This window comes from Olleya sediminilitoris (assembly GCF_016785945.1).
GTDB lineage: Bacteria > Bacteroidota > Bacteroidia > Flavobacteriales > Flavobacteriaceae > Olleya > Olleya sediminilitoris.
Genome location: NZ_JAEMEF010000011.1, coordinates 51,196 through 73,956, shown reverse-complemented (window position 1 = coordinate 73,956; position 22,761 = coordinate 51,196). Strand labels below are relative to the sequence as shown.

Here is a 22,761-nt window from a genome sequence, read left to right as displayed (position 1 = left end):
CATTAATAAACACTTTACTAAATTTACTTGATTACAAGCTTTTTGGTCATTGCTGAATTTCCGTCAGAAACATTTAATAAATATAAACCTGATTCAACGTTATTCAATTTAATTCTTTGTTTAAAATCATTTGAATTCACAAACGAAGTATTGTAAACTTTTCTTCCTCTAACATCATAAACAACTACATTCAATTTATTATTTAAATTATTATTTTTTAATTCAATAGTAAATTCCCCATTATTAGGGTTTGGATATACGTTAAAACTACTCGCAAAATCAAATTCAGATATAGATAGAGAGGTTTGCACATTAACTGTATAGTCTTCAACTTCTGCATCATGATTGTTATCACAAGACCCAGCAGCTGATGAATATTTAGTGGTTATACGCATTGTTGTAGCTCCTATAACTGCATCAGAAGGAACAACTACATTTAAACCTGAATTACTAGTAGGTCCATTTACTACGTTTGTCGCAGTACCTAAGTCGTAAAACTCATTAGAATCAAAAATACAATTCTGATTCCAATCAATCCAAACACTAGAAGTACAAAGGTAATTACCATCTGTATTTTGATTAACCGTTAAAGTATAAGATGCATCTCTATTTACATCTGTAGTTTGAGTAGCTGTTGGTGCAATACGATAATCACTATAACCAGATGGTTTCCCAGATGAATTATCAATATCTCCAAACTGCACTAAAGTTGTACTTGTATCATAAGTAGTATTTGCAACTGAAGTGCATAAACCATCTACAACTGTTAATTCTAAATCTACTGCTTTAGTTTGCGAAGTAGAAGTACCAGTTACTGTGATAGTATAATCACCAGCTGAAGCTCCTGTTAAACCAGACACATTAACCAAAGTTGAACCGTCAGAATTTAAACTTGAAGGTGTAAATGTTACAGTAGCAGCTAACGCTGGACTAATTGAAGATGTAAAATTTGTTGTTTCTGAAAAACCATTAGCAGTTATCATATCAACAGTATATTCAACCTCATCAATAGCACAAGCTGTTCGATCTCCTGATGAATTGCTTAAAACAAATGAAGGTGTACTATTTATTGGAAAGACCTCTGATAAAGCATAAAATATATTATCTGCAGCTTCTACCATTACTCTAGCATTATTGGTATCTGCTATACTAGGAATTGTAACCGTTTCTGAGCCATCATTTGAAACTCCAGAAGCAAGAGTTGTTGGAAAAGTTAATCCTCCATCTGTTGAAAATAAGATATTAACAGATTGACAATTAATTATAGCACCATTAGTATCACCAACATTCCAAACTAACGTTTGATTACTTCCTGAAGCCCAAGCTGGAGGAGTAACAACAGTAAAAGGCTGATCACCTACTACATCAACAGTCATTAAATCAGCATCTGTTTGACCTATTCCATTAGCAAAACCACTAGCATTATCTCTAACTATAAAAGAAAAATTCATAGTACGAGCTACTGATGGTGTCACTTCCCAAGTTGGTGTTAAATTACCTGCAACTACATCACTATAGCTAGGCATGTATCTATCAGGCGAATCTGAAGGCAATATAGATCTATACATTGGACCTGTCGTCCAAGTAGGCTGAGGTGCACCATTTGAAGGGGCTTGAGATGGGTCATTAGGACTCCAATTATAAGTTAAACTTGCTAATCCATCTGGATCAGTAGCGGTACCTCTTAATACATAAGCTGTACTTGGCGGAATTGAATAATCTAAACCAGCGTTAGCAACTGGAGGCTGATTTGTTAATGCCATAGTAGCTCCACAATCACTTGTTCCACCTGGTTGAATATTTGCCGAAATATCTCTTATATTGACATAATTGAAATGTGCATCACTATTAGATTGTACATTGGTAGCACAAATACCTGCATAACCCATTATTGAACTTCCTGAAGCAGGCTCAACTTCTGTCATTCCATTTCCTGAACGACTACATGTATTCATACTATGCCAGCCATCAAATTGGTGACCCATTTCATGAGCCACATAATCAATATCAAATGCGTCACCTGTTGGATTTGCTCTTCCTGTATATCCTCTTCCTTTTTGATTTCCAGTATATGGAGGTGCTCCATCCAAACAAACACAGCCTAAACAACCTGCACTACCACCTCCTGAAGTATTGAAATTGTGACCAATATCATATAAACTTTCATCATTTAAAGTTGTTGATATAACTTCTTGAGTTTTGGTATTAAATTCATTAGTCCAAGGATCTGAAGCTGGATCATAATAAATTAATTGATCATTTTGATTAATAAAAACTAACGTTACTGCTAAATCCCTTTCATAAACTTCATTAACTCTATTAATAGTTATAGCCATTTGAGCTTGAATATTTTGTTTCTTTTGAGCGTCAGTACCAGTTCCTGCAAAAAGAGCTCCATAACTACTATTACAAGTTTGGGCTAACCTATAGGTTCTTAATTGCATATCACCTGTATCAGCTAATTGACTTGCTCTTTCGTTAGTTAATGAAGATAATTCTACATCTTTATCAGTTAAACATTCAAAACCCTGTAAATCTTGACCTAAGGCATTTCTTTCATATACAATATAAAAGTCGTTAGTGGTTGTATAGGGATCAATAAACAACGAGCTTCGTTTACCTGACAAAGACATAGTGTGTAATCCAAATTGCGTAACACTAAAACTCATAGTGGCAGTTTGGTCATCCAATCCAGCAGCCTTGTATGTTTTAATCATCGGGTATCTTGCTGCTAATTCAGACTGCATAATCGGAGCTTCAGTTACACTAAAACGCTCTAACTCGCCTTTAGCATTTGGAAAATAGACAATAATATTTGATTTACCGATATTCTCCCCTCTTACAGGAGCATTAATTATTTGAGTTTTAAACTTCTCGATATCTAAAGAAAAAATCTGATAATCAGAAGGAAAAGATGCACGTCTGACTTTATCCAAATTTGCAACTTTGTCTTCAGAACTTAATGTCCAATAATCTTGTTGACCAAAAGCAACAACGCAAAGCATCATTGTGATAATTTTAGTTAAATTAAGTAATAGTTTTTTCATACTAATAAATAGTTAAGGGTTAATTATATCTAATTTAATAAGAATTCTCAACAAAACAACATATAACTTAAAAAATTAACAGATTAATTATGAAAAAAAACATAATTTTACCGAATAATATAAATCCTTCCTAATTAATGAAAAAAATTACTTTATACCTTTTTATTGCTTTCTTTATATCAAGTTTGACAGCAATATCACAAATTCCAAAACAAAAACAAATATCAAACATAGAAGAAGTCATCAGATGCCATGCTGATGAACATAACAAAGAATTATTAAAACACAATCCAGAAATGATGGGAAGTGTTAATTTTGAGAAAAAAATTGCTGCCAAAATAAATGAATTGAGCCAGCAAAGAAATTCTAACCAAATGGTTGTTTTAAATATACCTGTAGTAGTACATGTATTTAATAATGGAGAACAAATAGGCTCAAATGCTAATATCTCTGAAGAACAAATTTTATCACAAATAGAAGTTTTAAACGAAGACTTTAGAAGAATGTTTGGAACTAGGGGATATAATACAAATCCGGTTGGAGCTGATGTAGAAGTTCAATTTTGTATGGCACAAACTGCCCCAGACGGTAGTCCAACAAATGGTATTAATCGTGTTAACATTGGACAAAATGGACTAACAGGAACAGGAGCAAATGCAGATGCGATTTCAAACGACCTTATAGCTCAAGTAGAAGCGTTAAAACCTAATAACATATGGGATCCATCATTATACATGAATATGTGGTCGGTAAAATTTAATAACGGTGGCTTACTTGGTTATGCTCAGTTCCCCGGAGGTGATGCTAGTACAGATGGAGTAGTATCAAGACACTCATCATTTGGCTCTAATGATGCAGATGGAGTTAATATTCCAGGCTCATTTAACTTAGGAAGAACTATGACACATGAAGTAGGACACTTTCTAGGTTTGTTCCATACCTTTCAGGGTGGTTGTGCTGGAACAGGAGCAAATGCTGGTGATTTTTGTGCTGACACTCCTGCTGTAGCAAATTCATCATCAAACGGAAGCACCTGTAATACTGGGAATGATTCTTGTCCAGCAGATCCTGGTTTAGATATGGTAGAAAATTACATGGATTATAGTATCGATTCTTGTATGGATACATTCACTCAAGATCAAAAATCTAGAGTACAAGCCGTATTAGCTACTTTTACTAATCGAGCGTCTTTAACGTCATCAAACGTTTGCAACTCACCAACAACTCCTTACATCAACTTCTCATCTGGATCCATATCTCCAGGACAGGTAGCAGAAGGAAACAATTGTGATTTTACTGATTACACTATTGATTTAAACATGAATATTCCTGCTAATGCAAACGCTACTGCACAGCTAATAAACAATGGTACTGGAATAGAAAATGAAGACTTTGTTTTAATTAATAACTCCGTAACATTTACTGCAGGATCTACAACACCAAGTAACACTATAACTTTAAGATTATATAATGACAATGCTGTAGAATTGGATGAAACAATAGAGCTATCAATTGGCGTAAATACTACTGGTGATGCAATAGCTGGAAATGGTTTGTATCAAATTACAATTGAGAATGATGATATATCTCTTATGGCACAAGGTAATACCGAAATTTTTAATGATGGTTTTGAAACATATACAGATTTTGCAATAACACCAGTTGGAGGATGGACTTTGATAGATAATGATGGAGATTCTACATATTCATCCGATAGTAGTGATTTTTTAAATGAATCTTACACAGGTTCTTTTATCGTATTTAATCCATCACAAACAACACCTGCTTCAGGGACTGGTTGGGAACCACATACAGGAAACAAGGGATACTATTGCTTTAATTCAACAGGGTCTGTAAGTGGTACACCATTAAATGATGACTACGCTATTACTCCACAAATATCATTAAACGGCACTAATAGTCAATTATCGCTTTGGGCAAAATCTCTTACTAATAATTACAATGGAGGTGAACGTTTTAAAGTAGAGGTGTCTACTACGAACACTAATGCAACAAGTTTTACAACTATAAGTCCAGCACCATATACTATACCTCCTTTAAATTGGACAGAGTATATCTATGATTTATCAGCCTATGATGGTCAAGACATATACATTGCAATACACGTTGTGTCTGCAGACGAGTTTGTTTTCCTTCTTGACGATATATCAGTAACTGCTGATGTTACAACTAATGTTCAAACAACTGAAAATTCAGGTACTGTAAATCAAATTAATATATTAGGTCAAGGCCAATCATTTTGTACAGATGCAACTTCTGGAAATATTATGACTGATATAGACAACATTGGTGGTGATGATTACGGTTGTACAACCGTATCGGTATCTAGAGACATTACAACTGCTGGAGCTGCAGCTGTAGCTTATAATGGAGGAACTGATACTTCTGGTTTTGTAACTGCAAAAACATACGATATCACAACCACTAATACAGCAACTGGTACTGCAACAGTAAACTTCTATTTTACAGAAGCTGAACTTGCTGCTTGGGAAAATATGACTGGTCAAAACAGATCATCATTATTTGTTAAAAATAATACAACAAATGAGTTGTTACCTGTAACAATATCTGCTTTTGGATCAGACTCTAAACTATCTGCCACTTTCACAAATGGATTAACAGGCACATATTACTTTGGCTCTCAATTAGCCTTTTTATCAGTTAATAATTTTGAACTAGAAAACTCAATCAGCATCTACCCTAACCCAACGGTTAGTTCATTAAATATTAAAACAAGTAATAGTAACGATTTACCAAATACTTATAAAGTTTATAACATGCTAGGTCAATTAGTTTTAGAAAAAGCTATAAATTCTACTCAAGATTTAACAATAGACACTACTCCATTTAGCAATGGTATGTATTTTATTAAAATATCTAAAGATGGTAATGCAGCAACATTTCCTTTTATAAAAAAATAAGACGGTAATTTTTTAAATAACTTAAAAGCCAATTGAATTAATTCAATTGGCTTTTTTTACTTTTGTAAAATAACTACAAGGCATTGAAAACAAATCCTAAACAACATACTGTATTAACCATCGGAACTTTTGATGGTGTACATATTGGTCATCAAAAAATTATCAAAAGATTAGTTGAAGTGGCTAATATAAAAGGTTTACAACCGTCATTATTAACTTTTTTTCCTCATCCTAGGATGGTTTTGCAAAAAGATGCTAATATTAAATTAATAAATACCATAAGCGAGAAAGAACAACTTTTAAAACACTTTGGCATTACTAATTTGGTTGTTAAAAAATTTACAAAAGAATTTTCAAGATTGACTGCTCTAGATTATGTTGAAAACCTACTAGTTAATCAGTTAAAATCTAAATATATCATCATTGGTTATGATCATCATTTTGGCCGAAACAGAAATGCTAACATCAATAATTTAAAACAATTTGGAGAAGATTTTAATTTTGAAGTTGAAGAAATATCTATGCAAGATATTAACGACGTTGCCATATCTTCAACCAAAATAAGAACCGCTTTAAATGAAGGAGATATTAAAACAGCTAATACTTATTTAGGTTATAATTTTATGCTTACTGGTACGATAGTTAAAGGTAAAGGTTTAGGCAAAACCATACAATACCCAACAGCTAATCTACATATTGAAGAAACCTATAAACTAATACCAAAACAAGGGGTTTATGTTGTCAAAGCATTAATTGATGATACTATCCAATATGGCATGATGAATATTGGAAACAACCCAACCGTCAATGGACAATCACAAACCATAGAAACTCATTTTTTTAATTTCAACAACTCTTTGTATGATAAAAACATTAGTATTCAATTACTAGAACGTTTAAGAGATGAACAAAAATTTGATGGATTAAAACAATTAACAACACAATTAGACCAAGATAAAACCCAAGCTTTACAGTATATACAAGACTATGCTAAATAAAATTTTATTTAAACAAATAGACAATAGTGCATTAATAGTATTCAGGATTATTTTTGGACTACTTTGTTTTTTAGAATCCGTTGGCGCAATTTTTACAGGTTGGGTAAAATATACTTTAATAGACTCAAAATTTACTTTTAATTTTATAGGCTTAGACTTTTTACAACCCTTACCTACTCCATGGATATATGTGTATTATATCGTTATGGGAATATTTGGTTTAGGAATTATGCTAGGTTACAAATACAGGTTTAGTATAATTGCATTTACCGTATTATGGACAAGTATATATCTAACACAAAAAGCCTCTTATAACAATCATTATTACTTATTGTGCTTATTAAGCGGGATTATGGTATTTTTACCAGCCAACACCTATGCATCAATTGATGTAAAATTAAATCCTAAAATTAAAACTATAAGCATGCCTAGTTGGTGTAAATGGGTATTTGTACTTCAGTTATTTATAATGTATACTTATGCAGCTGTCGCAAAAATATATCCAGATTGGTTAGACCTAACAGTCCCAACACAACTCATGCAAGGTAAAGCTAACTACCCTATTATTGGAAGTGGGTTACAACATCCTTTTGTACCATATTTAGTTGGTTATGGTGGTATTTTATATGATGGTTTAATTATACCTCTATTATTGTTTAAACCAACAAGACGATTAGCCTTCTTTGGTTCAATCTTTTTTCATTTATTTAACTCTATTGTCTTTGGAGTTGGAATATTCCCATATCTAGCATTAGCATTTTCGTTATTCTTTTTTGATGCTAAAATTATTAAAAATCTCTTTTTAAAGAAAAAAGAATTTTATTCTATAAACCAAATCAAACCACTTAACTATAAACCCTACTTACTTACAATAGCTGGTATTTACTTTATCGTTCAAATTATTTTACCAATAAGACATCATTTTATAACCGACAATGTACTGTGGACAGAAGAAGGTCACAGACTATCTTGGCGCATGATGCTGCGCTCTAAATCTGGTTACGCAACATATAAAGTCGTTAATAAAAAAACTAACAAAACAACTATCGTCAATTTAGACCATTATTTGTCAAGAAAACAAAAACGGATGATTGCCACAAAACCCGATGTTATTTGGCAGTTTGCACAACATTTAAAGCGCGATTACAAAACTAAAGGTCAAGACATTGCTGTGTACGTTAATGCCAAAGCAAGCGTTAATGGCAGACCCTACAAAACACTTATAGATCCTAAAGTTGATCTGGCTAATGCCAAATGGAACGTCTTTAAACATAATGACTGGATATTACCATCTCAATTAGATAAATAAAATATTTTTAGCTACGCAAAATCTTACTACTTTTACATCATAAATTTGTAGTCATACTATTGCGTCAAGCATTACTCGTTAAATTCCATTTTACAAACAAATACTTGTTTTTGAAGTGGCATCGTTTTTTACTGAAATAATCAGTAAAAAAATATAACAAAAAGCCTGACCTTTAGGTAACGCCAAAAAACAAAAACACATGTTACAAGTACCATTTATCAGAGAAAACAAACAGCTAGTTATTAACAGATTATCGGTTAGAAATCTGGATGCAACAGCAATGATTGAAGATGTAATTAATTTAGATGAAGAGCGTCGTGCTTTACAAACTAAATTAGATGCTGTATTGGCAGAATCCAACTCAATCTCTAAAGAAATTGGTATTTTATATAAATCCGGTCAAGCCGAAAAAGCAAATGCTTTAAAAACTAAAACATCAGAGCTTAAAGAAGAGTCTAAAGTTTTAAACGAAGCTTTAAATACCAAGACCGAAGCTTTAAACCAATTACTTTACAAAATCCCTAACGTACCACATGAATCTGTACCAAAAGGTAACAGTGAAGAAGACAACGAAGAAGTATATACAGAAGGTGATATTCCAAAATTACACGATGGCGCATTGCCACACTGGGAATTAGCTAAAAAGTACGACATTATAGATTTTGAATTAGGAAATAAGATTGCAGGAGCTGGATTTCCTGTTTATAAAGGAAAAGGTGCCAGATTACAACGTGCTTTAATCGCCTATTTTTTAGATAAAAATACAGCTGCAGGTTATACTGAGTACCAATTACCACATTTAGTAAATGAAGCATCAGGTTTTGGAACAGGACAATTACCAGATAAAGAAGGTCAAATGTACCATGTTACAGAAGACAACCTTTATTTAATACCAACTGCAGAAGTACCAGGAACAAATATTTTTAGAGATGTTTTACTAAACGAAGCAGATTTGCCAATTGGTATAACTGGTTATACTCCTTGTTTTAGACGTGAAGCTGGTAGCTATGGTGCACACGTACGTGGTTTAAACCGTTTACATCAATTTGACAAGGTGGAAATCCTTCGTGTAGAACACCCAACCAAATCGTACCAAGCATTAGATACTATGGTCGATCATGTCAAAGAGATTTTAAACGAACTTAAATTACCTTTCAGAATCTTACGTTTATGTGGTGGTGATACTGGATTTACTTCCGCTTTAACCTATGACTTTGAAGTGTTTTCAACTGCTCAAGATAGATGGTTAGAAATTTCTAGTGTCTCTAACTTTGAAACTTTTCAGGCCAATCGCTTAAAACTACGTTTTAAAAATAGTGATGGTAAAAATGAATTAGCTCATACCTTAAACGGAAGCTCTTTAGCGTTACCTAGAGTACTAGCTGGAATATTAGAAAATTATCAAACTGAAGACGGAATTAAAATACCAGAAGTTTTAGTGCCATACACTGGTTTTGATTACATTAACTAAACTTAATTAAATTATCACTTACTAAAAACGCTAGTTTACCGACAAAAATTTAAAAAAGACGTTGTTTAACGTCTTTTTTGCATTGTAATTTTGTTTCCATTTTAAAACAACCTTTATTTTAGATATAATTTGTTTACAATAAATAAATTATTGTAGATAAACTCCAATCAAGTAATTGAATCTTATATTGAATATATATGATTAATAGCACATTTATTAGATTGGCTCAATGCCTAAACTTTGTTTAGGCATTTTTTTTGCATAATATTTACAAATAGTAGATTTTGTATTTTTATATTTACAGTTATGATGCTTAAACGCCTAATTATATTATTTCTCTTTTTTTTAGCTTGGTCCACACAAGCTCAAGAAGAATTTCTTGCTAAACAATATTTCAAAGAAGGCCAGTTTGAAAAAGCTTTATCTAGTTACAAAAAATTATACATAAAAAATCAAAATTCCGAAAGCTACTTATTAAAAATTATTGCAATCGAACAGCAATTAGAGTTATACAATAGTGCAGAAAACCGCATATTAAAATATCTTGAAAACAACAATAAGCCAGATTTTTTAGTCGAATTAGGATTTAATTATCAATTAAAAAAAGACACTATAAATGCTAATTTATATTATAATAAAGCAATCACTAGCCTAGATACAAAACCTATCTATGCTTTTCGTGTTGGTCAGGCTTTTGAAAAACATTCCTTGTTAAATCAAGCCATTACGACTTATACTAAAGCAATGGAACTAAAACCATCACTAAATTTTAATTTTCAATTAGCAAAAATTTATGGTGCACAAGGTGATGTAGAAAAAATGTTTAATAGTTACATCAGTCTAGTAGAAGACAGTTATGCCTACCTCAATACTATTAAAAGAAACGTAAGCGAATTTATTACTGAAGATAGTAATAATGAATACAACATATTATTAAGGAAAATTCTCTTAAAAAAAATCCAAACTACACAAGATGTCATTTGGAATGAAATGTTAAGTTGGCTATTTATACAGCAAAAAGACTACTATAAGGCTTTTGTACAAGAAAAGGCTATTTATAAACGTGAACAAAAAAGCCTCTCAAGATTAGTTGAATTAGGGTTGATTGCTCAAGACCAAAAACAATATCAAGACGCACTAACAGTATTTGACTACATAACAGAAACCACACAAGATATGTCTATGCAGTTATCTGCATTAAAAAAAGTATTAGAAATTAAAACTGAAATTGCTACAGCTAAAGACTATCAATCTATTAATAATAAATATATTGAAGTACTTGACACTTTTGGTAAAACACCCCAAACATTAGATTTACAGATTAATTACGCTCATTTTTTAGCTTTTTATTTAAATCAAGAAACAGAAGCTATTAAACTACTTAAGGACACTTTAAAATATAATGCATCAAGATTACAACTAGCTAACGTAAAACTAGAATTAGGAGACATTTTAGTGCTTCAAGAAAAATTTAACGAAGCCTTGATTTACTACACACAAATAGAACGTAATTTAAAAAACAGTACACTTGCTCAAGAAGCAAGGTTTAGAGTAGCTAAAACAAGTTATTATAAAGGTGATTTTAAATGGGCAGAATCTCAGTTAAAAATCCTTAAATCATCTACATCACAACTTACAGCTAATGATGCCTTAGATTTAAAACTATTAATTAGCGATAACAAAGCTGAAGACTCATTACAAATAGCTTTAGCAAAATATGCAAAAGCAGACCTATTAGCATTTCAAAACAAAAATGTTGAAGCTATACAACTTTTAAATCAGATTTTAGACGACCATAAAACCGAAGTTATTATACCTCAGGCCTTACTTAAACAAGCCTTATTATTTGAAAAACAACATAATTACCAAAAAGCCAAAGCTAATTATCAACGTATAATTTCAGACTATAAAGACAGTATCCTTATAGATAATGCATTATATTATTTAGCCGAAATATTTGCAAATAAATTAGCACTCCCAGAAGAAGCAAAAGCACTGTATGAAAATTTGTTATTCAATTATTCTGATAGTATTTATGCTGTTGACGCAAGAAAAAAGTTTAGAGCACTTCGTGGTGATGCAATAAATTAAAAATTATGATAGTAGCAGAAACCCAACGTCTTTTAATTTCTAAATTTACATTGGACGATGCTCAGTTTTTTATAGAGTTAGTTAACACTCCAAAATTCAAAAAATTTATTGGTGATCGTAAAGTCCAGACTATTGAGCAAGCGCAAGAGCGTATAAAAAATGGACACCTTAAAAATTACGCACAATTAGGTTATGGTTTTTATAAACTGCATTTAAAAGCAGAAAACAATAAGCTTATAGGTACAAATGGACTAACAAAAAGGGCTACCTTAGAGTTACCTGATATTGGATTTGCAATGTTACCAGAATATGAAGGTAAAGGCTACGGATTAGAATCGTCATTAGCAATATTAGATTTAGCCAAAAACACGTTTAATCTCAAAAAAGTTGGAGCTATAACAAAACCTAACAACAAAGCATCAATAAAATTAATAGAAAAATTAGGTTTTAGCTTCACAAAAAAGGTAAAACCCTTTGAGGACGACTCAGAACTTATGTTATTTGCAAAAAACTTATAGACAATGTACATATATAACGTCACAGTAAATATAGATGATAGTGCTCATGACGAGTGGTTAATTTGGATAAAGCAGCACATTCCAACAGTTTTAGCAACTGGTAAGTTTGAAAAAGCAACACTAACAAAAGTGTTAGTGGAAGAGGAAATGGGTGGACAAACCTACTCTATACAATACAAATCATATTCAAGAGAAGCACTAGATGCATATTACAGAGAAGATGCAGAAAAATTAAGATCAGAAGGATTAAAAAAATTCGCTGACAAAATGTTAGCCTTCAGGACAGAGCTTCAAATTGTAGATGAGTATTCTGTAACCTTTAAATAATTTCGGCTTAAGCCGAAAAAACCTCAGTATCATGGCAAAACATAAACAAAATAATGACCATCAAGTCAAAGCAAAAAAGTTTTTAGGACAACATTTTCTTGAAGATGAAAGCATTGCTCAAGACATTGCTGATGCCTTAACTTTAAACGGTTATAAAAACGTCCTAGAAATTGGTCCAGGAATGGGTGTTTTAACAAAGTACTTACTAAAAAAACCGATCACAACTTATGTGATTGAGATTGATACAGAAAGTGTAGAATACCTACAAAACAACTATTTAAATTTAGCATCAAGAATCATAGAAAAAGACTTTTTAAAGTATGATTTAAGTCAAACTTTTAACCAAGAGCCTTTTGCAATAATTGGTAATTTTCCATATAATATTTCGACGCAAATAGTATTTAAAACCTTAGAGCTTCGTGACCAAATACCTGAGTTCTCTGGAATGTTCCAAAAAGAGGTAGCAAAACGTATTTGCTCTAAAGAAGGCAGTAAGGTGTATGGTATTTTATCGGTTTTAACGCAAGCCTTTTATGATGCCGAATATTTATTTACAGTTCCTCCAACAGTGTTTAATCCACCACCAAAAGTAGACTCTGGAGTATTGCGTTTAATACGTAAAGAAAACTACACATTACCTTGTGATGAAAAGTTGTTTTTTAGGGTTGTAAAACAAGCTTTTCAACAACGTCGCAAAACCATGCGTAACAGTTTAAAAACATTTGATTTGTCTGATAATCTAAAAGCAAATAGTATCTTTGACAAGCGACCAGAACAAATCTCAGTAGCACAATTTTTAGAGTTAACTAGTCTAATAGAAAACGACAAATAAAGCATTAGTGGAAGACAATAAAAACATACAGTTTCAGCTTACAGATGCACTTATAGAACAAGTAGAATTGCTTATCGAGCAACAAGACGATAAAGCATTACGTAAAGTTTTAGAAGAGTTTCATTACGCAGATATTGCAGAAATCTTAGATGAAGTTAATCTAGATGACGCTATGTATGTTATCAAACTCTTGGATTCTGAAACCACGTCTGATGTCTTAATGGAATTAGATGAGGATAACCGAGAAAAAGTGCTTAAAAATCTTTCTGCTAAAGAAATTGCAGAAGAAATTGAAGAACTTGACACAGATGATGCTGCAGATATTATTGCAGAGCTACCAGAGTCTCGTCAAGCAGAAGTAATATCACAAATAGAAGACCAAGAGCATAAAGCCGAAATCCAAGAGCTTTTAGCCTATGATGAAGATACAGCTGGAGGACTTATGGCTAAAGAGCTTGTTAAAGTTTATGAAACTTGGACAGTTGCTGGATGTTTACGTCGCATACGTGGTCAAGCACAACACGTCAGTCGTGTACATTCCATTTACGTAGTAGATAAGCAAGAAAAACTACTTGGTCGTTTATCTTTAAAAGATTTACTTACCGCAAAAAGCGAACAAAAAATAGCCGAACTCTCTAACTCAAACGTAGACTATGTTTATGTAGACGAAGATGCAGAAGAAGTCGCAAAAGTCATGCAAAAATATGACCTAGAAGCCATACCTGTTGTAGACCAAAACAAAACACTTTTAGGACGTATTACTATTGATGACATCGTCGATGTAATTCGTGAAGAAGCAGATAAAGATTACCAAATGGCTGCTGGTATATCTCAAGATGTAGAGGCAGATGATAGTATTATAAAACTTACCAAAGCAAGATTACCATGGTTATTTATTGGGATGTTTGGTGGTTTAGGTGCTGCAAGTATTATTGAGGGTTTTAATGGCTCAATGGGTGAGTTTATAGTCCTACTTAGTTTTGTCCCTTTAATTCAAGCCACAGCAGGTAATGTAGGTGTACAATCCTCTGCAATTGTTGTTCAAGGTCTAGCCAATAATAGTATAGATGGCAACATTTTAAAACGCTTATTAAAAGAGTCTATTCTAGGTTTAGTCAATGGTCTAGCGCTAGCCCTAGTCGCAATAGCCATTACACATTTTGCTTTTAAAACACCATATATTATATCAATAACCATATCCATTGCATTGGTTGCTGTAATAATAATGGCTGCATTAATTGGTACATTTATACCTATTTTTTTAGATAAAAGAGGCATAGATCCAGCAGTAGCAACAGGTCCTTTTATTACCACAAGTAATGACGTATTTGGTATATTACTATACTTTGTAATAGCTAAATCTATTTTAGGATTTTAAAATTTGGGCGTTACTCTTATTTACTTTTTTACTAAGTAAATAAGCGTCGTGTCATCAGTTATATCTTTTTTGCTTCTATCTAGCTACCCTTCTGTTTTTGTTTAAAAGTACGCTTTTAAGTAAACATTATACTTTCAAAAAAGTAAGCAAAAAAGGATGCCACTACTACCACTAACGCTTAAAATCCGTACATTTAAATCAAAATCAAACAATTAAATACGACTCTACATTTATGAAAATACTTCATATAGACTCCAATCATCCATTATTACTTAATCAGTTAAACGATTTAGGCTTTACTAATCATGAAGATTACGCCTCTTCTAAAGCAGATATTCAGCAAAAAATTAAAGACTATGATGGATTCATTATCAGAAGTAGGTTTAGTATAGATAAAGATTTTATAGATGCAGCAACAAACCTAAAATTTATTGGACGTGTTGGTGCAGGATTAGAAAATATTGATTGTAATTATGCACAAAGCAAAAACATCACATTAATAGCAGCGCCAGAAGGTAATCGAAATGCTGTTGGAGAGCATAGCTTAGCAATGCTGTTGTCTTTATTTAATAAACTTAATAAAGCAGACAAAGAAGTTAGAGCTGGTAAATGGTTGCGCGAAGCTAATCGTGGTTTAGAATTAGACGGAAAAACAGTGGGCTTGATTGGTTATGGTAATATGGGTAAAGCGTTTGCTAAAAAGTTACGTGGTTTTGATGTAAATGTTTTGTGCTACGATTTAAAACCTAACCAAGAAGATCAAAATGCAACTCAAGTAAGCTTAACACAACTTCAAGAAAAAGCAGATGTCTTAAGTTTACACACACCAGAAAATCCAACAACAATTAACATGCTAGATACAGCATTTATTAATGCATTTAAAAAACCCTTTTGGTTAATTAATACTGCACGTGGTAAAAGTGTTGTTACAAAAGACTTGGTGTCGGCTTTAAAATCTGGACAAATATTAGGTGCAGGTTTGGACGTGTTAGAGTATGAAAAATCATCTTTTGAAAATCTTTTTAGCGATAATAACATGCCTGAAGCTTTTAAGTATTTAATACAATCAGATCAAGTTATTTTATCACCACATGTTGCTGGTTGGACTGTAGAAAGTAAAATTAAACTAGCACAAACCATAGTGGACAAAATAAAAGCACAATTTGTTAATTAAATTCCAAATTTAAATGACATCAAAAGCAAAAACAGCAGAAGAATATATTAGCCAACTTCCTGAAGATAGAAAAACACCTATAACAAAACTGCATAACTTAATTGTTAAGAATATGCCTGAAGGTTTAGAGGCTGGTATGGGTTATAGTATGTTAGCGTATTATGTACCAAAATCTATTTATCCTGCAGGATACCACTGCAAACCATTTCCGCCATTACCATTTATAAATTTGGCCTCTCAAAAAAACTTTATAGCATTGTACCATTCTGGTCTATATGCAAAAAAAGAACTTTATGATTGGTTTGTAGAACAGTACCCTAAATATTGTAAATACAAATTGGATATGGGTAAAAGCTGTATCAGATTTAAAAAAATGGATGATATACCATATGATTTAATACAAGAGTTATTGGGTAAAATGAGTGTTAAAGAGTGGATAAGTTTATATGAAGCTGCCATAAAAAAATAGAATAAACATAATTAAACTAACCAAAACTAAAACTATCACAAATGAAAAAACGCGTCACAGGAATTGGAGGTCTATTTTTTAAAACAAAAGACCCAAAAGCATCGAAAGATTGGTATAAAAAACATTTAGGTTTTAATACAGATGATTATGGATCAACGTTCTGGTGGAAAGATAAAGAAGATAATGACTGCTCAACCCAATGGAGTCCTTTTCCTGAAGATTCAAAACATTTTGAGCCATCTAAAAAAGACTTTATGTTTAATTACAGGGTTGAAAACCTCTCTGAATTAATTGCAACACTTAAAGACGAAGGTGTTACGGTTTTAGGTGAAATTGAAGAGTATAGTTATGGAAAATTTGGATGGCTTTTAGACAACGATGGAAATAAAATAGAACTTTGGGAACCTATAGATAAAGCCTTTCAATAATATATATTTATAATTGTAATATATTAGTGGTCAAGAACTAACCTAACAATTATGAGTGAAGATTTGAAAAACCAGGAAAACCAAGCTAAAAATGCTGCGGACAATTTAGAAAACTCAGCAAACAACAAAACTAGTGAAGCTAATAAGGCGTCAAAAGAAACTTTAGATGAAGTAAAAGACAAAACTAATGAGGTCTTAGATAAAGCAGAAGCTAAATTTGAAGATATTAAAACTGAAGCTAAAGAAACCTTTGAAAAGGCAAAGACAAAAGCTACTGAATTTATTAATGAAGACGCTAAAGAGTTTGTTGATGATGCCAAAGAAAAAGCATCTAAAATAGCTAAAGAAGCAGGACAAAAATTAGACGAATTATCTGAAGATGCTAAAGAGACCTATGATAAGGTTAAAGCAAAAGCAACCGAATTTATAAATGAAGATGCTAAAGAATTAATGGATGAAGCTAAAGAGAAAGCTTCAAAATTTGCTGATGAAGCTGGAGATAAACTTGAAGATTTAGCAGATGATGCTAAAGAAGTCATTGAAGAAACTACTAAAAAAACTAAGAACTTTTTCCAAAGATTGTTTAGTAAATAAGAGGATAACGCAAATAAAAAACTGAAGTCTTTGTTGATTTTAGTTTTTTATTTATATTTATCATTGTGATATTGCAATATCACGTTTTATTTAAAACTAATAAGTATTTAAAATTATGGGATTTTCAAAAAGACAACTTTTTAATGATTCGCAAAATCAGGTAGCAAATTACACTAAAGTATTAGGTCATCCAGCTAGAATAGCAATGATACAACACATTAGCGAAAATAATAATTGCAATTGTAATCAACTAGTTAAAAGCACTGGTCTATCACAACCTACAATTTCTCAGCATTTAGGAGAGATAAGAAAGATAGGCCTATTAAAACAAAACGTAAAGGGTAAAAATTTATTCTACTCAATTGATTTAGACCAATTAAATGAATGCAGACGAGTTGTCAATGACTTTTTTGTAAAAACTCAAATCAATTGTAATAAATCTTAACTACTCTAAATTATAATCTGAAGGTAACATATTTACTATACGACTCTGTCCAAAAGCACCTCCAAATAAAATACTTTCAATAGGATAATGTATTCCAAAGCTATCTATATAAAACACATTATCTGTAGTATTTGGCAATAAAAAAGCCTGATCTAAATTCTCAAAACTTACAACTATTTTTTTAGTGTCTAAAAATGATACTTGAGTTTTATCTATATCAATTATCTTAGTGTTGAAAACTTCAGATTGTGTGGTTTCAAATAACGGTTTTGATTGCTTTTCATCTTCACATTTAAATAACCTAAATCCATTTTCTTTTAGAGAGTTATCGGCTAAGCTTCGCATAAAATAAAGTAGTGAGGTTTTATAAACAAAACTTCGGTTTTTAATGTAACGTTTCTTAATGTTCTTCTTACTGAGTTCAGAAAAAACACTTGTACCACTGTAAAGCACTTTATTAATATAGGTAAAACCAGAAGCTGGTATTTCGAAAATAATTTCAAAATCAATTAAGTTATATTCAACTTTATAACCTAAGTATTTATTTATTATAATTATAGGTTCGTCAGCCATAGCATACATTGTTTGGTCAACTTTACTATACCTAAATCTGATTTTATCAATGTTAGTAATTTTACAGTCCTTACTATAAATAGATCGTCCTAAAAACTCCCGTTTAAAATACCTTAATTTCTTTTCTCTGGACCAATCGTCATCAGTGACTATAACCTCATCTAAATTTGTAGTTTGTGGCTGTAGTTTTATTATTGGGTTATTTAAAAGACTTTCCTTAGCTACAACTTGAGTCTTGTAACCTATGTAACTAATCACTAAAGGTGCATTTATGGTCTGTTTAGAAGCTATGTTAAACATACCATCAAGATCTGTAATAACACCTATAGTAGTACCATCAAAATAAACAGTTACACTTGGTAAAGGTTGGTTGGTTTTTGCATCTAGAACTGTACCTGAATAGGTTTGCGCAAATCCAATTGAATGAACAAAAAAAGCAATTAAAATTACTAATTTGTTATTCATTTTGTTCAGTAACTTTACGTTCCAGTTCTGCTTGAAACTCTTCCATAACAGGTCTAACGGTACTTTCTGGTAAGTCTTCAATTTTGATATACATTAATCCATCAACTGCATTATTAAATAATGGATCCACATTAAAAGCTACTAAACGTGCATTTTGCTTGATGTATTTTTTAAGTAAAACAGGTAGTCTAAGAGCTCCAGGTTCTATCTCATCAATAATCTTATCAAACTTATTTAAATCGGCTTCAGTAGCATCAAAAACAAAATCTTTATCTGCATCCTTAAGTTTAACTTTAAACTCTTTTTTAGGATGTACATATTGTGCTATGTAAGGGTCATAATAATGAGATTTCATAAACTCAATCATTAAAGATTTTGAGAACTCAGAAAACTGATTACTAATACTTACTCCACCTATTAGATATTTGTGCTCTGGATGACGTAATGTTGTATGAACTATACCTTTCCAAAGTAAAAATAAAGGCATCGGTTTTTGTTGGTACTCTTTAATGATAAAAGCACGACCCATTTCTATGGATTGACTCATCATTTTATATAATTCTGGCTCAAACCCAAATAAGTCTTGTAAATAAAAACCTTTAATACCAAATTTTGAATAAATTTGAGAACCTAAACCCATTCTGTAAGCTCCTGCAAGCACTTGAGCTTCACTGTCCCATAAAAATAAATGATGATAATAGTTATCAAATTCATCTAAATCAATAGGTTCATTTGTACCTTCTCCAACTGCCCTAAAAGTAATTTCTCTTAGACGTCCAATCTCTCTTAATAAGTTTGGCATGTCTTCGGCTGTAGCCAAAAATACTTCATAATTTTTACTAGTTAATAGTTTACAGTCTTTGTCTCTTAAAGCATCAACTTCTGCAATCATTGTTTCTTGACTTACAGGAGTTACAATTTGTTTAGGTGCTTTAGAGGATTTAGGCGATTTTAAACTAGACGAAATACTATCTATAATTTTTTCTTTTGGTTGAAAAGTATTAGATAGCATGTATGTTTTTCTACGAATAAATTCGGAAAAATCAGAAAGTGATTTATGGTCTTGTTGGTCTTTAACAGATATAGGCTTACCTATTCTGACTTTAATGACACGTCTTTTTTGAGTTAATAATTCTGATGGTAATTTAGCGGTTCTAAACGTATCACTTATTTTAGATAACTTATAAAATAATTTACTGTTTTTGGCATGAAAATATATTGGTACAACAGGTACATTTGCCTTTTGTATTAATTTCATGGCTGCTTCTTCCCAAGGTTTATCAACAACCAATTTACCGTCTCTGTAAGTAGACACTTCACCTGCTGGAAAAATCCCTAAAGGATGTCCATCTCTTATATGTGAGATTGCACTTTTAAAACCTGCAATACTTGATTTTACATCTTTCCTGTCTTCAAATGGATTAACAGGCATTATGTATGGCTTCATAGGCTCTATACGATGTAATAAAAAATTAGCAATAATTTTAAAATCTTCTCTTTGTTCAAGCATTAATTTTAAAAGTAATATACCATCAATACCACCTAAAGGATGGTTAGATACTGTAATGTAGGCGCCATCTTTTGGTAAGCGTTTTAAATCTTCTTCAGGAATTTCAAATTTTATTTGAAATTCGTCCAAAATACCATTTAAAAACTCCAAATGTGACAAATGTTTGTTGCGATTATAGATTTTATTTAAAGTAGAAATCTTTAAAACCTTCATCAATAACCAACCAACAAAAGTCCCTAAAAACCCATATTTACTAAGGTTTATAGCTTTTGAAACTTCTTTTGCTGTGACTAATCCCATTTATTTTTTTCGTATTAGAAAGTACAAATGTAATTCATTAGATTTATTTAGTTACTATTTGTAGTGTCTCTTGAAACATTTGTTTTAATAAAACTGTTTTACCTTGCTCTAAATTAGCTACAGATTTTGAGTCATAATGTCTTATAGTATAAAGTGCTACACCTTCATGGCATGTCACTTTAAACTTTGCTTTTAAATGCAATAATAGTGGCTCTAAATTATTAAAATTATTATCAAAACAAACCGAAAAACTAATTGCTGAGTTTTGAATAACATCCACTTTCATTTTATACTGCGATAATAGGTTAAAAATTTCGCTAATATTATCTTCTACAACATAAGAAAAATCTAAGGTAGATAACGATAATAATACTTGATTTTGTTTAACAATAAAACATGGTGTTTTAGGAACAATACCTTCTGTTTTATTAACCACTGTGCCTTGACTTAATGGTTCTAAAAAAGACTTAACATATAACGGGATTTCTTTACGCTGTAATGGTTGTAACGTTTTTGGGTGTATTACTGACGCTCCATAAAAAGCTAGCTCAATAGCTTCAGTGTATGAAATAGAATGCAATAATTGTGTGTCTTTAAAATATCTTGGGTCTGCATTTAATACACCTGGAACATCTTTCCAGATAGTTACACTATCTGCATTTAGACAATAGGCTAAGATAGCTGCAGTATAATCGCTACCTTCTCGACCTAAAGTAGTTGTAAAATTATTTTTATCGCTTGCAATAAAGCCTTGAGTAATATTTAATGTATTGATATCAATAGACTGAGTTACTATTTGTTGAGTATTATCCCAATTAACTGTTGCGCGTCTGTAATAATCATCAGTTTTTATTAGTTGTCTAACATCTATCCATTGGTTGTTTAATCCTTCTTGATTTAGATATTGACTTATGATTGTAGTAGAAATTAACTCGCCATACCCAATCACTTGATCATAAACAAAGTTATAATCAGGAGATTTATTACTATGTAAAAAGTTTTTTAGCTCGTCAAAAAGTAATGTTATTTGTGCAAATACATAATGGTTTTTAGACTTAAAAAGCTCCAAAGCAATATTATAATGAAAATCTTCTACAGTTAATAAAGTCTCATTAATTTTAGGTTTATCTTCAAAATAACAACCAATAATCGCTTCTAAAGCATTAGTCATTTTACCCATTGCTGAAACGACTATAAGTGTATTATTGTAACCGACTTGCTGTAAAACAGAAACTAAATTTTTAACACCATTAGCATCTTTAACAGAAGCACCACCAAATTTAAATACTTTCATTTATATATTTTCGATATAATTATTGATACTTGCTTCGTCCATTTGGACCAAATACCAATCTTTTAATAACGTAGCGCCTTTACTTTCGTAAAATTTAATAGCAGGATCGTTCCAATCTAAAACTTCCCAACAAATGCGCTTTACACCAAGATTATGACCGTATTTAATGACTTCATTTAATAATAAAGTCCCTAAACCAGAGCCTCTGTGTTCTTGATTAACCATAAGATCTTCAAGATGTACTGTTTTACCTTTCCAGGTAGAAAAACGTATATAAACCAATGCTATAGCAACCACTTTTTCATCTTTTTCTGCAACAAAACATGTAAATAATGGCTGATCTCCAAAACCATGTTGTAACAAATCTGCTTCAGTTACAAGGACTGCATTAGGTTCTTTCTCAAAATCTGCAAGCTCTTGTATCAAGCCTAAAATTGCAGTAACATCTTTTTTTTGTGCTAATCTTATTGTGTAATCCATACTAAATTAATTTAATCAAATATAGTTTAAGTATAGGTATTAAACCAAAATAACATATACTACAACGTTATAATTGTTAAAAATTGCGATATTTGCGCAAACAACTACAACTTGAA

The 22,761-nt window shown here is 31.5% G+C and carries 19 protein-coding genes; 14 read left to right on the top strand and 5 right to left on the bottom strand.

Features of this window, described 5'->3' with window-relative positions:
* Positions 1–23 precede the first annotated feature (23 nt).
* Positions 24–3,047 carry a reprolysin-like metallopeptidase gene (locus JAO71_RS12230; protein ID WP_203001055.1) on the bottom strand — a complete coding sequence of 1,008 codons (3,024 nt, stop codon included), beginning with the start codon at positions 3,045–3,047 and terminating at the stop codon, positions 24–26.
* A gap of 137 nt (positions 3,048–3,184) precedes the next feature.
* Here JAO71_RS12230 and JAO71_RS12225 point away from each other — a divergent pair, with 137 nt between their 5' ends.
* The 14 genes from JAO71_RS12225 to JAO71_RS12160 all read left to right on the top strand — a co-directional run bounded on the left by JAO71_RS12225 (position 3,185) and on the right by JAO71_RS12160 (position 18,023).
* A complete protein-coding gene (locus JAO71_RS12225; RefSeq protein WP_203001053.1) occupies positions 3,185–5,989 on the top strand; it encodes a M43 family zinc metalloprotease in 2,805 nt (934 codons plus the stop codon).
* 83 nt (positions 5,990–6,072) lie between these two features.
* Positions 6,073–6,987: a bifunctional riboflavin kinase/FAD synthetase gene (locus JAO71_RS12220; RefSeq protein WP_116823982.1), complete on the top strand. Its 915-nt coding sequence runs from the start codon at positions 6,073–6,075 to the stop codon at positions 6,985–6,987.
* Entirely contained in the window at positions 6,977–8,296 is a 1,320-nt protein-coding gene (locus JAO71_RS12215) for an HTTM domain-containing protein (RefSeq protein WP_203001051.1), read from the top strand. Before JAO71_RS12220 ends, JAO71_RS12215 begins: the two co-directional genes overlap by 11 nt.
* Positions 8,297–8,495: 199 nt before the next feature.
* A complete protein-coding gene (serS, locus tag JAO71_RS12210) occupies positions 8,496–9,767 on the top strand; it encodes a serine--tRNA ligase (RefSeq protein WP_054852084.1) in 1,272 nt (423 codons plus the stop codon).
* Positions 9,768–10,073: 306 nt separating this feature from the next.
* Positions 10,074–11,858, top strand: a complete 1,785-nt coding sequence (locus JAO71_RS12205) for a tetratricopeptide repeat protein (RefSeq protein WP_317193481.1) — start codon at positions 10,074–10,076, stop codon at positions 11,856–11,858.
* Positions 11,859–11,863: 5 nt separating this feature from the next.
* The gene (locus JAO71_RS12200) at positions 11,864–12,376 is read left to right on the top strand and encodes a GNAT family N-acetyltransferase (protein ID WP_116823979.1); all 513 of its coding nucleotides are present in this window, start codon (positions 11,864–11,866) and stop codon (positions 12,374–12,376) included.
* A gap of 3 nt (positions 12,377–12,379) precedes the next feature.
* Entirely contained in the window at positions 12,380–12,703 is a 324-nt protein-coding gene (locus JAO71_RS12195; protein WP_028289705.1) for a DUF4286 family protein, read from the top strand.
* A 31-nt stretch (positions 12,704–12,734) separates the two neighbouring features.
* Complete coding sequence (gene rsmA, locus JAO71_RS12190) at positions 12,735–13,535, top strand: 16S rRNA (adenine(1518)-N(6)/adenine(1519)-N(6))-dimethyltransferase RsmA (RefSeq protein ID WP_028289704.1); 801 nt, start codon at positions 12,735–12,737, stop codon at positions 13,533–13,535.
* A gap of 7 nt (positions 13,536–13,542) precedes the next feature.
* On the top strand, positions 13,543–14,913 hold the full coding sequence (gene mgtE / locus JAO71_RS12185) for a magnesium transporter (RefSeq protein ID WP_240324222.1): 1,371 nt from the start codon (positions 13,543–13,545) through the stop codon (positions 14,911–14,913).
* A 232-nt stretch (positions 14,914–15,145) separates the two neighbouring features.
* The gene (locus JAO71_RS12180) at positions 15,146–16,087 is read left to right on the top strand and encodes a 2-hydroxyacid dehydrogenase (RefSeq protein WP_203001049.1); all 942 of its coding nucleotides are present in this window, start codon (positions 15,146–15,148) and stop codon (positions 16,085–16,087) included.
* A 13-nt stretch (positions 16,088–16,100) separates the two neighbouring features.
* Positions 16,101–16,556 carry a DUF1801 domain-containing protein gene (locus JAO71_RS12175; protein WP_203001047.1) on the top strand — a complete coding sequence of 152 codons (456 nt, stop codon included), beginning with the start codon at positions 16,101–16,103 and terminating at the stop codon, positions 16,554–16,556.
* Between the two features lie 41 nt (positions 16,557–16,597).
* Positions 16,598–16,984, top strand: coding sequence for a VOC family protein (locus JAO71_RS12170; RefSeq protein WP_203001045.1), 387 nt, complete (start codon positions 16,598–16,600; stop codon positions 16,982–16,984).
* A gap of 51 nt (positions 16,985–17,035) precedes the next feature.
* Positions 17,036–17,578, top strand: coding sequence for a hypothetical protein (locus tag JAO71_RS12165; RefSeq protein ID WP_203001043.1), 543 nt, complete (start codon positions 17,036–17,038; stop codon positions 17,576–17,578).
* 115 nt (positions 17,579–17,693) lie between these two features.
* Positions 17,694–18,023, top strand: a complete 330-nt coding sequence (locus JAO71_RS12160; RefSeq protein WP_028289699.1) for an ArsR/SmtB family transcription factor — start codon at positions 17,694–17,696, stop codon at positions 18,021–18,023.
* Here JAO71_RS12160 and JAO71_RS12155 read toward each other — a convergent pair whose 3' ends face one another.
* The 4 genes from JAO71_RS12155 to JAO71_RS12140 are packed head-to-tail and all read right to left on the bottom strand — an operon-like array spanning position 18,024 to position 22,645.
* Positions 18,024–19,061, bottom strand: a complete 1,038-nt coding sequence (locus tag JAO71_RS12155) for a carboxypeptidase-like regulatory domain-containing protein (RefSeq protein WP_203001041.1) — start codon at positions 19,059–19,061, stop codon at positions 18,024–18,026. It lies immediately after the preceding gene.
* Positions 19,054–20,871, bottom strand: coding sequence for a GNAT family N-acyltransferase (locus JAO71_RS12150; RefSeq protein ID WP_054852093.1), 1,818 nt, complete (start codon positions 20,869–20,871; stop codon positions 19,054–19,056). The genes JAO71_RS12155 and JAO71_RS12150 overlap by 8 nt, the downstream gene beginning before the upstream one ends.
* A 43-nt stretch (positions 20,872–20,914) precedes the next feature.
* Positions 20,915–22,165: an aspartate kinase gene (locus JAO71_RS12145; RefSeq protein ID WP_203001039.1), complete on the bottom strand. Its 1,251-nt coding sequence runs from the start codon at positions 22,163–22,165 to the stop codon at positions 20,915–20,917.
* Positions 22,166–22,645, bottom strand: a complete 480-nt coding sequence (locus JAO71_RS12140; protein ID WP_028289695.1) for a GNAT family N-acetyltransferase — start codon at positions 22,643–22,645, stop codon at positions 22,166–22,168.
* Between the last annotated feature and the right edge of the window lie 116 nt (positions 22,646–22,761).

Coding starts and splice junctions, on each gene's coding strand:
- JAO71_RS12175 (WP_203001047.1), top strand. CDS start 16,101: ATGACATCAAAAGCAAAAACAGCAGAAGAATATATTAGCCAACTTCCT.
- JAO71_RS12160 (WP_028289699.1), top strand. CDS start 17,694: ATGGGATTTTCAAAAAGACAACTTTTTAATGATTCGCAAAATCAGGTA.
- JAO71_RS12140 (WP_028289695.1), bottom strand. CDS start 22,645: ATGGATTACACAATAAGATTAGCACAAAAAAAAGATGTTACTGCAATT.
- JAO71_RS12230 (WP_203001055.1), bottom strand. CDS start 3,047: ATGAAAAAACTATTACTTAATTTAACTAAAATTATCACAATGATGCTT.
- JAO71_RS12205 (WP_317193481.1), top strand. CDS start 10,074: ATGATGCTTAAACGCCTAATTATATTATTTCTCTTTTTTTTAGCTTGG.
- JAO71_RS12180 (WP_203001049.1), top strand. CDS start 15,146: ATGAAAATACTTCATATAGACTCCAATCATCCATTATTACTTAATCAG.
- serS (WP_054852084.1), top strand. CDS start 8,496: ATGTTACAAGTACCATTTATCAGAGAAAACAAACAGCTAGTTATTAAC.
- rsmA (WP_028289704.1), top strand. CDS start 12,735: ATGGCAAAACATAAACAAAATAATGACCATCAAGTCAAAGCAAAAAAG.
- JAO71_RS12170 (WP_203001045.1), top strand. CDS start 16,598: ATGAAAAAACGCGTCACAGGAATTGGAGGTCTATTTTTTAAAACAAAA.
- JAO71_RS12165 (WP_203001043.1), top strand. CDS start 17,036: ATGAGTGAAGATTTGAAAAACCAGGAAAACCAAGCTAAAAATGCTGCG.
- JAO71_RS12215 (WP_203001051.1), top strand. CDS start 6,977: ATGCTAAATAAAATTTTATTTAAACAAATAGACAATAGTGCATTAATA.
- JAO71_RS12225 (WP_203001053.1), top strand. CDS start 3,185: ATGAAAAAAATTACTTTATACCTTTTTATTGCTTTCTTTATATCAAGT.
- JAO71_RS12200 (WP_116823979.1), top strand. CDS start 11,864: ATGATAGTAGCAGAAACCCAACGTCTTTTAATTTCTAAATTTACATTG.
- JAO71_RS12150 (WP_054852093.1), bottom strand. CDS start 20,871: ATGGGATTAGTCACAGCAAAAGAAGTTTCAAAAGCTATAAACCTTAGT.
- JAO71_RS12145 (WP_203001039.1), bottom strand. CDS start 22,165: ATGAAAGTATTTAAATTTGGTGGTGCTTCTGTTAAAGATGCTAATGGT.
- JAO71_RS12195 (WP_028289705.1), top strand. CDS start 12,380: ATGTACATATATAACGTCACAGTAAATATAGATGATAGTGCTCATGAC.
- JAO71_RS12155 (WP_203001041.1), bottom strand. CDS start 19,061: ATGAATAACAAATTAGTAATTTTAATTGCTTTTTTTGTTCATTCAATT.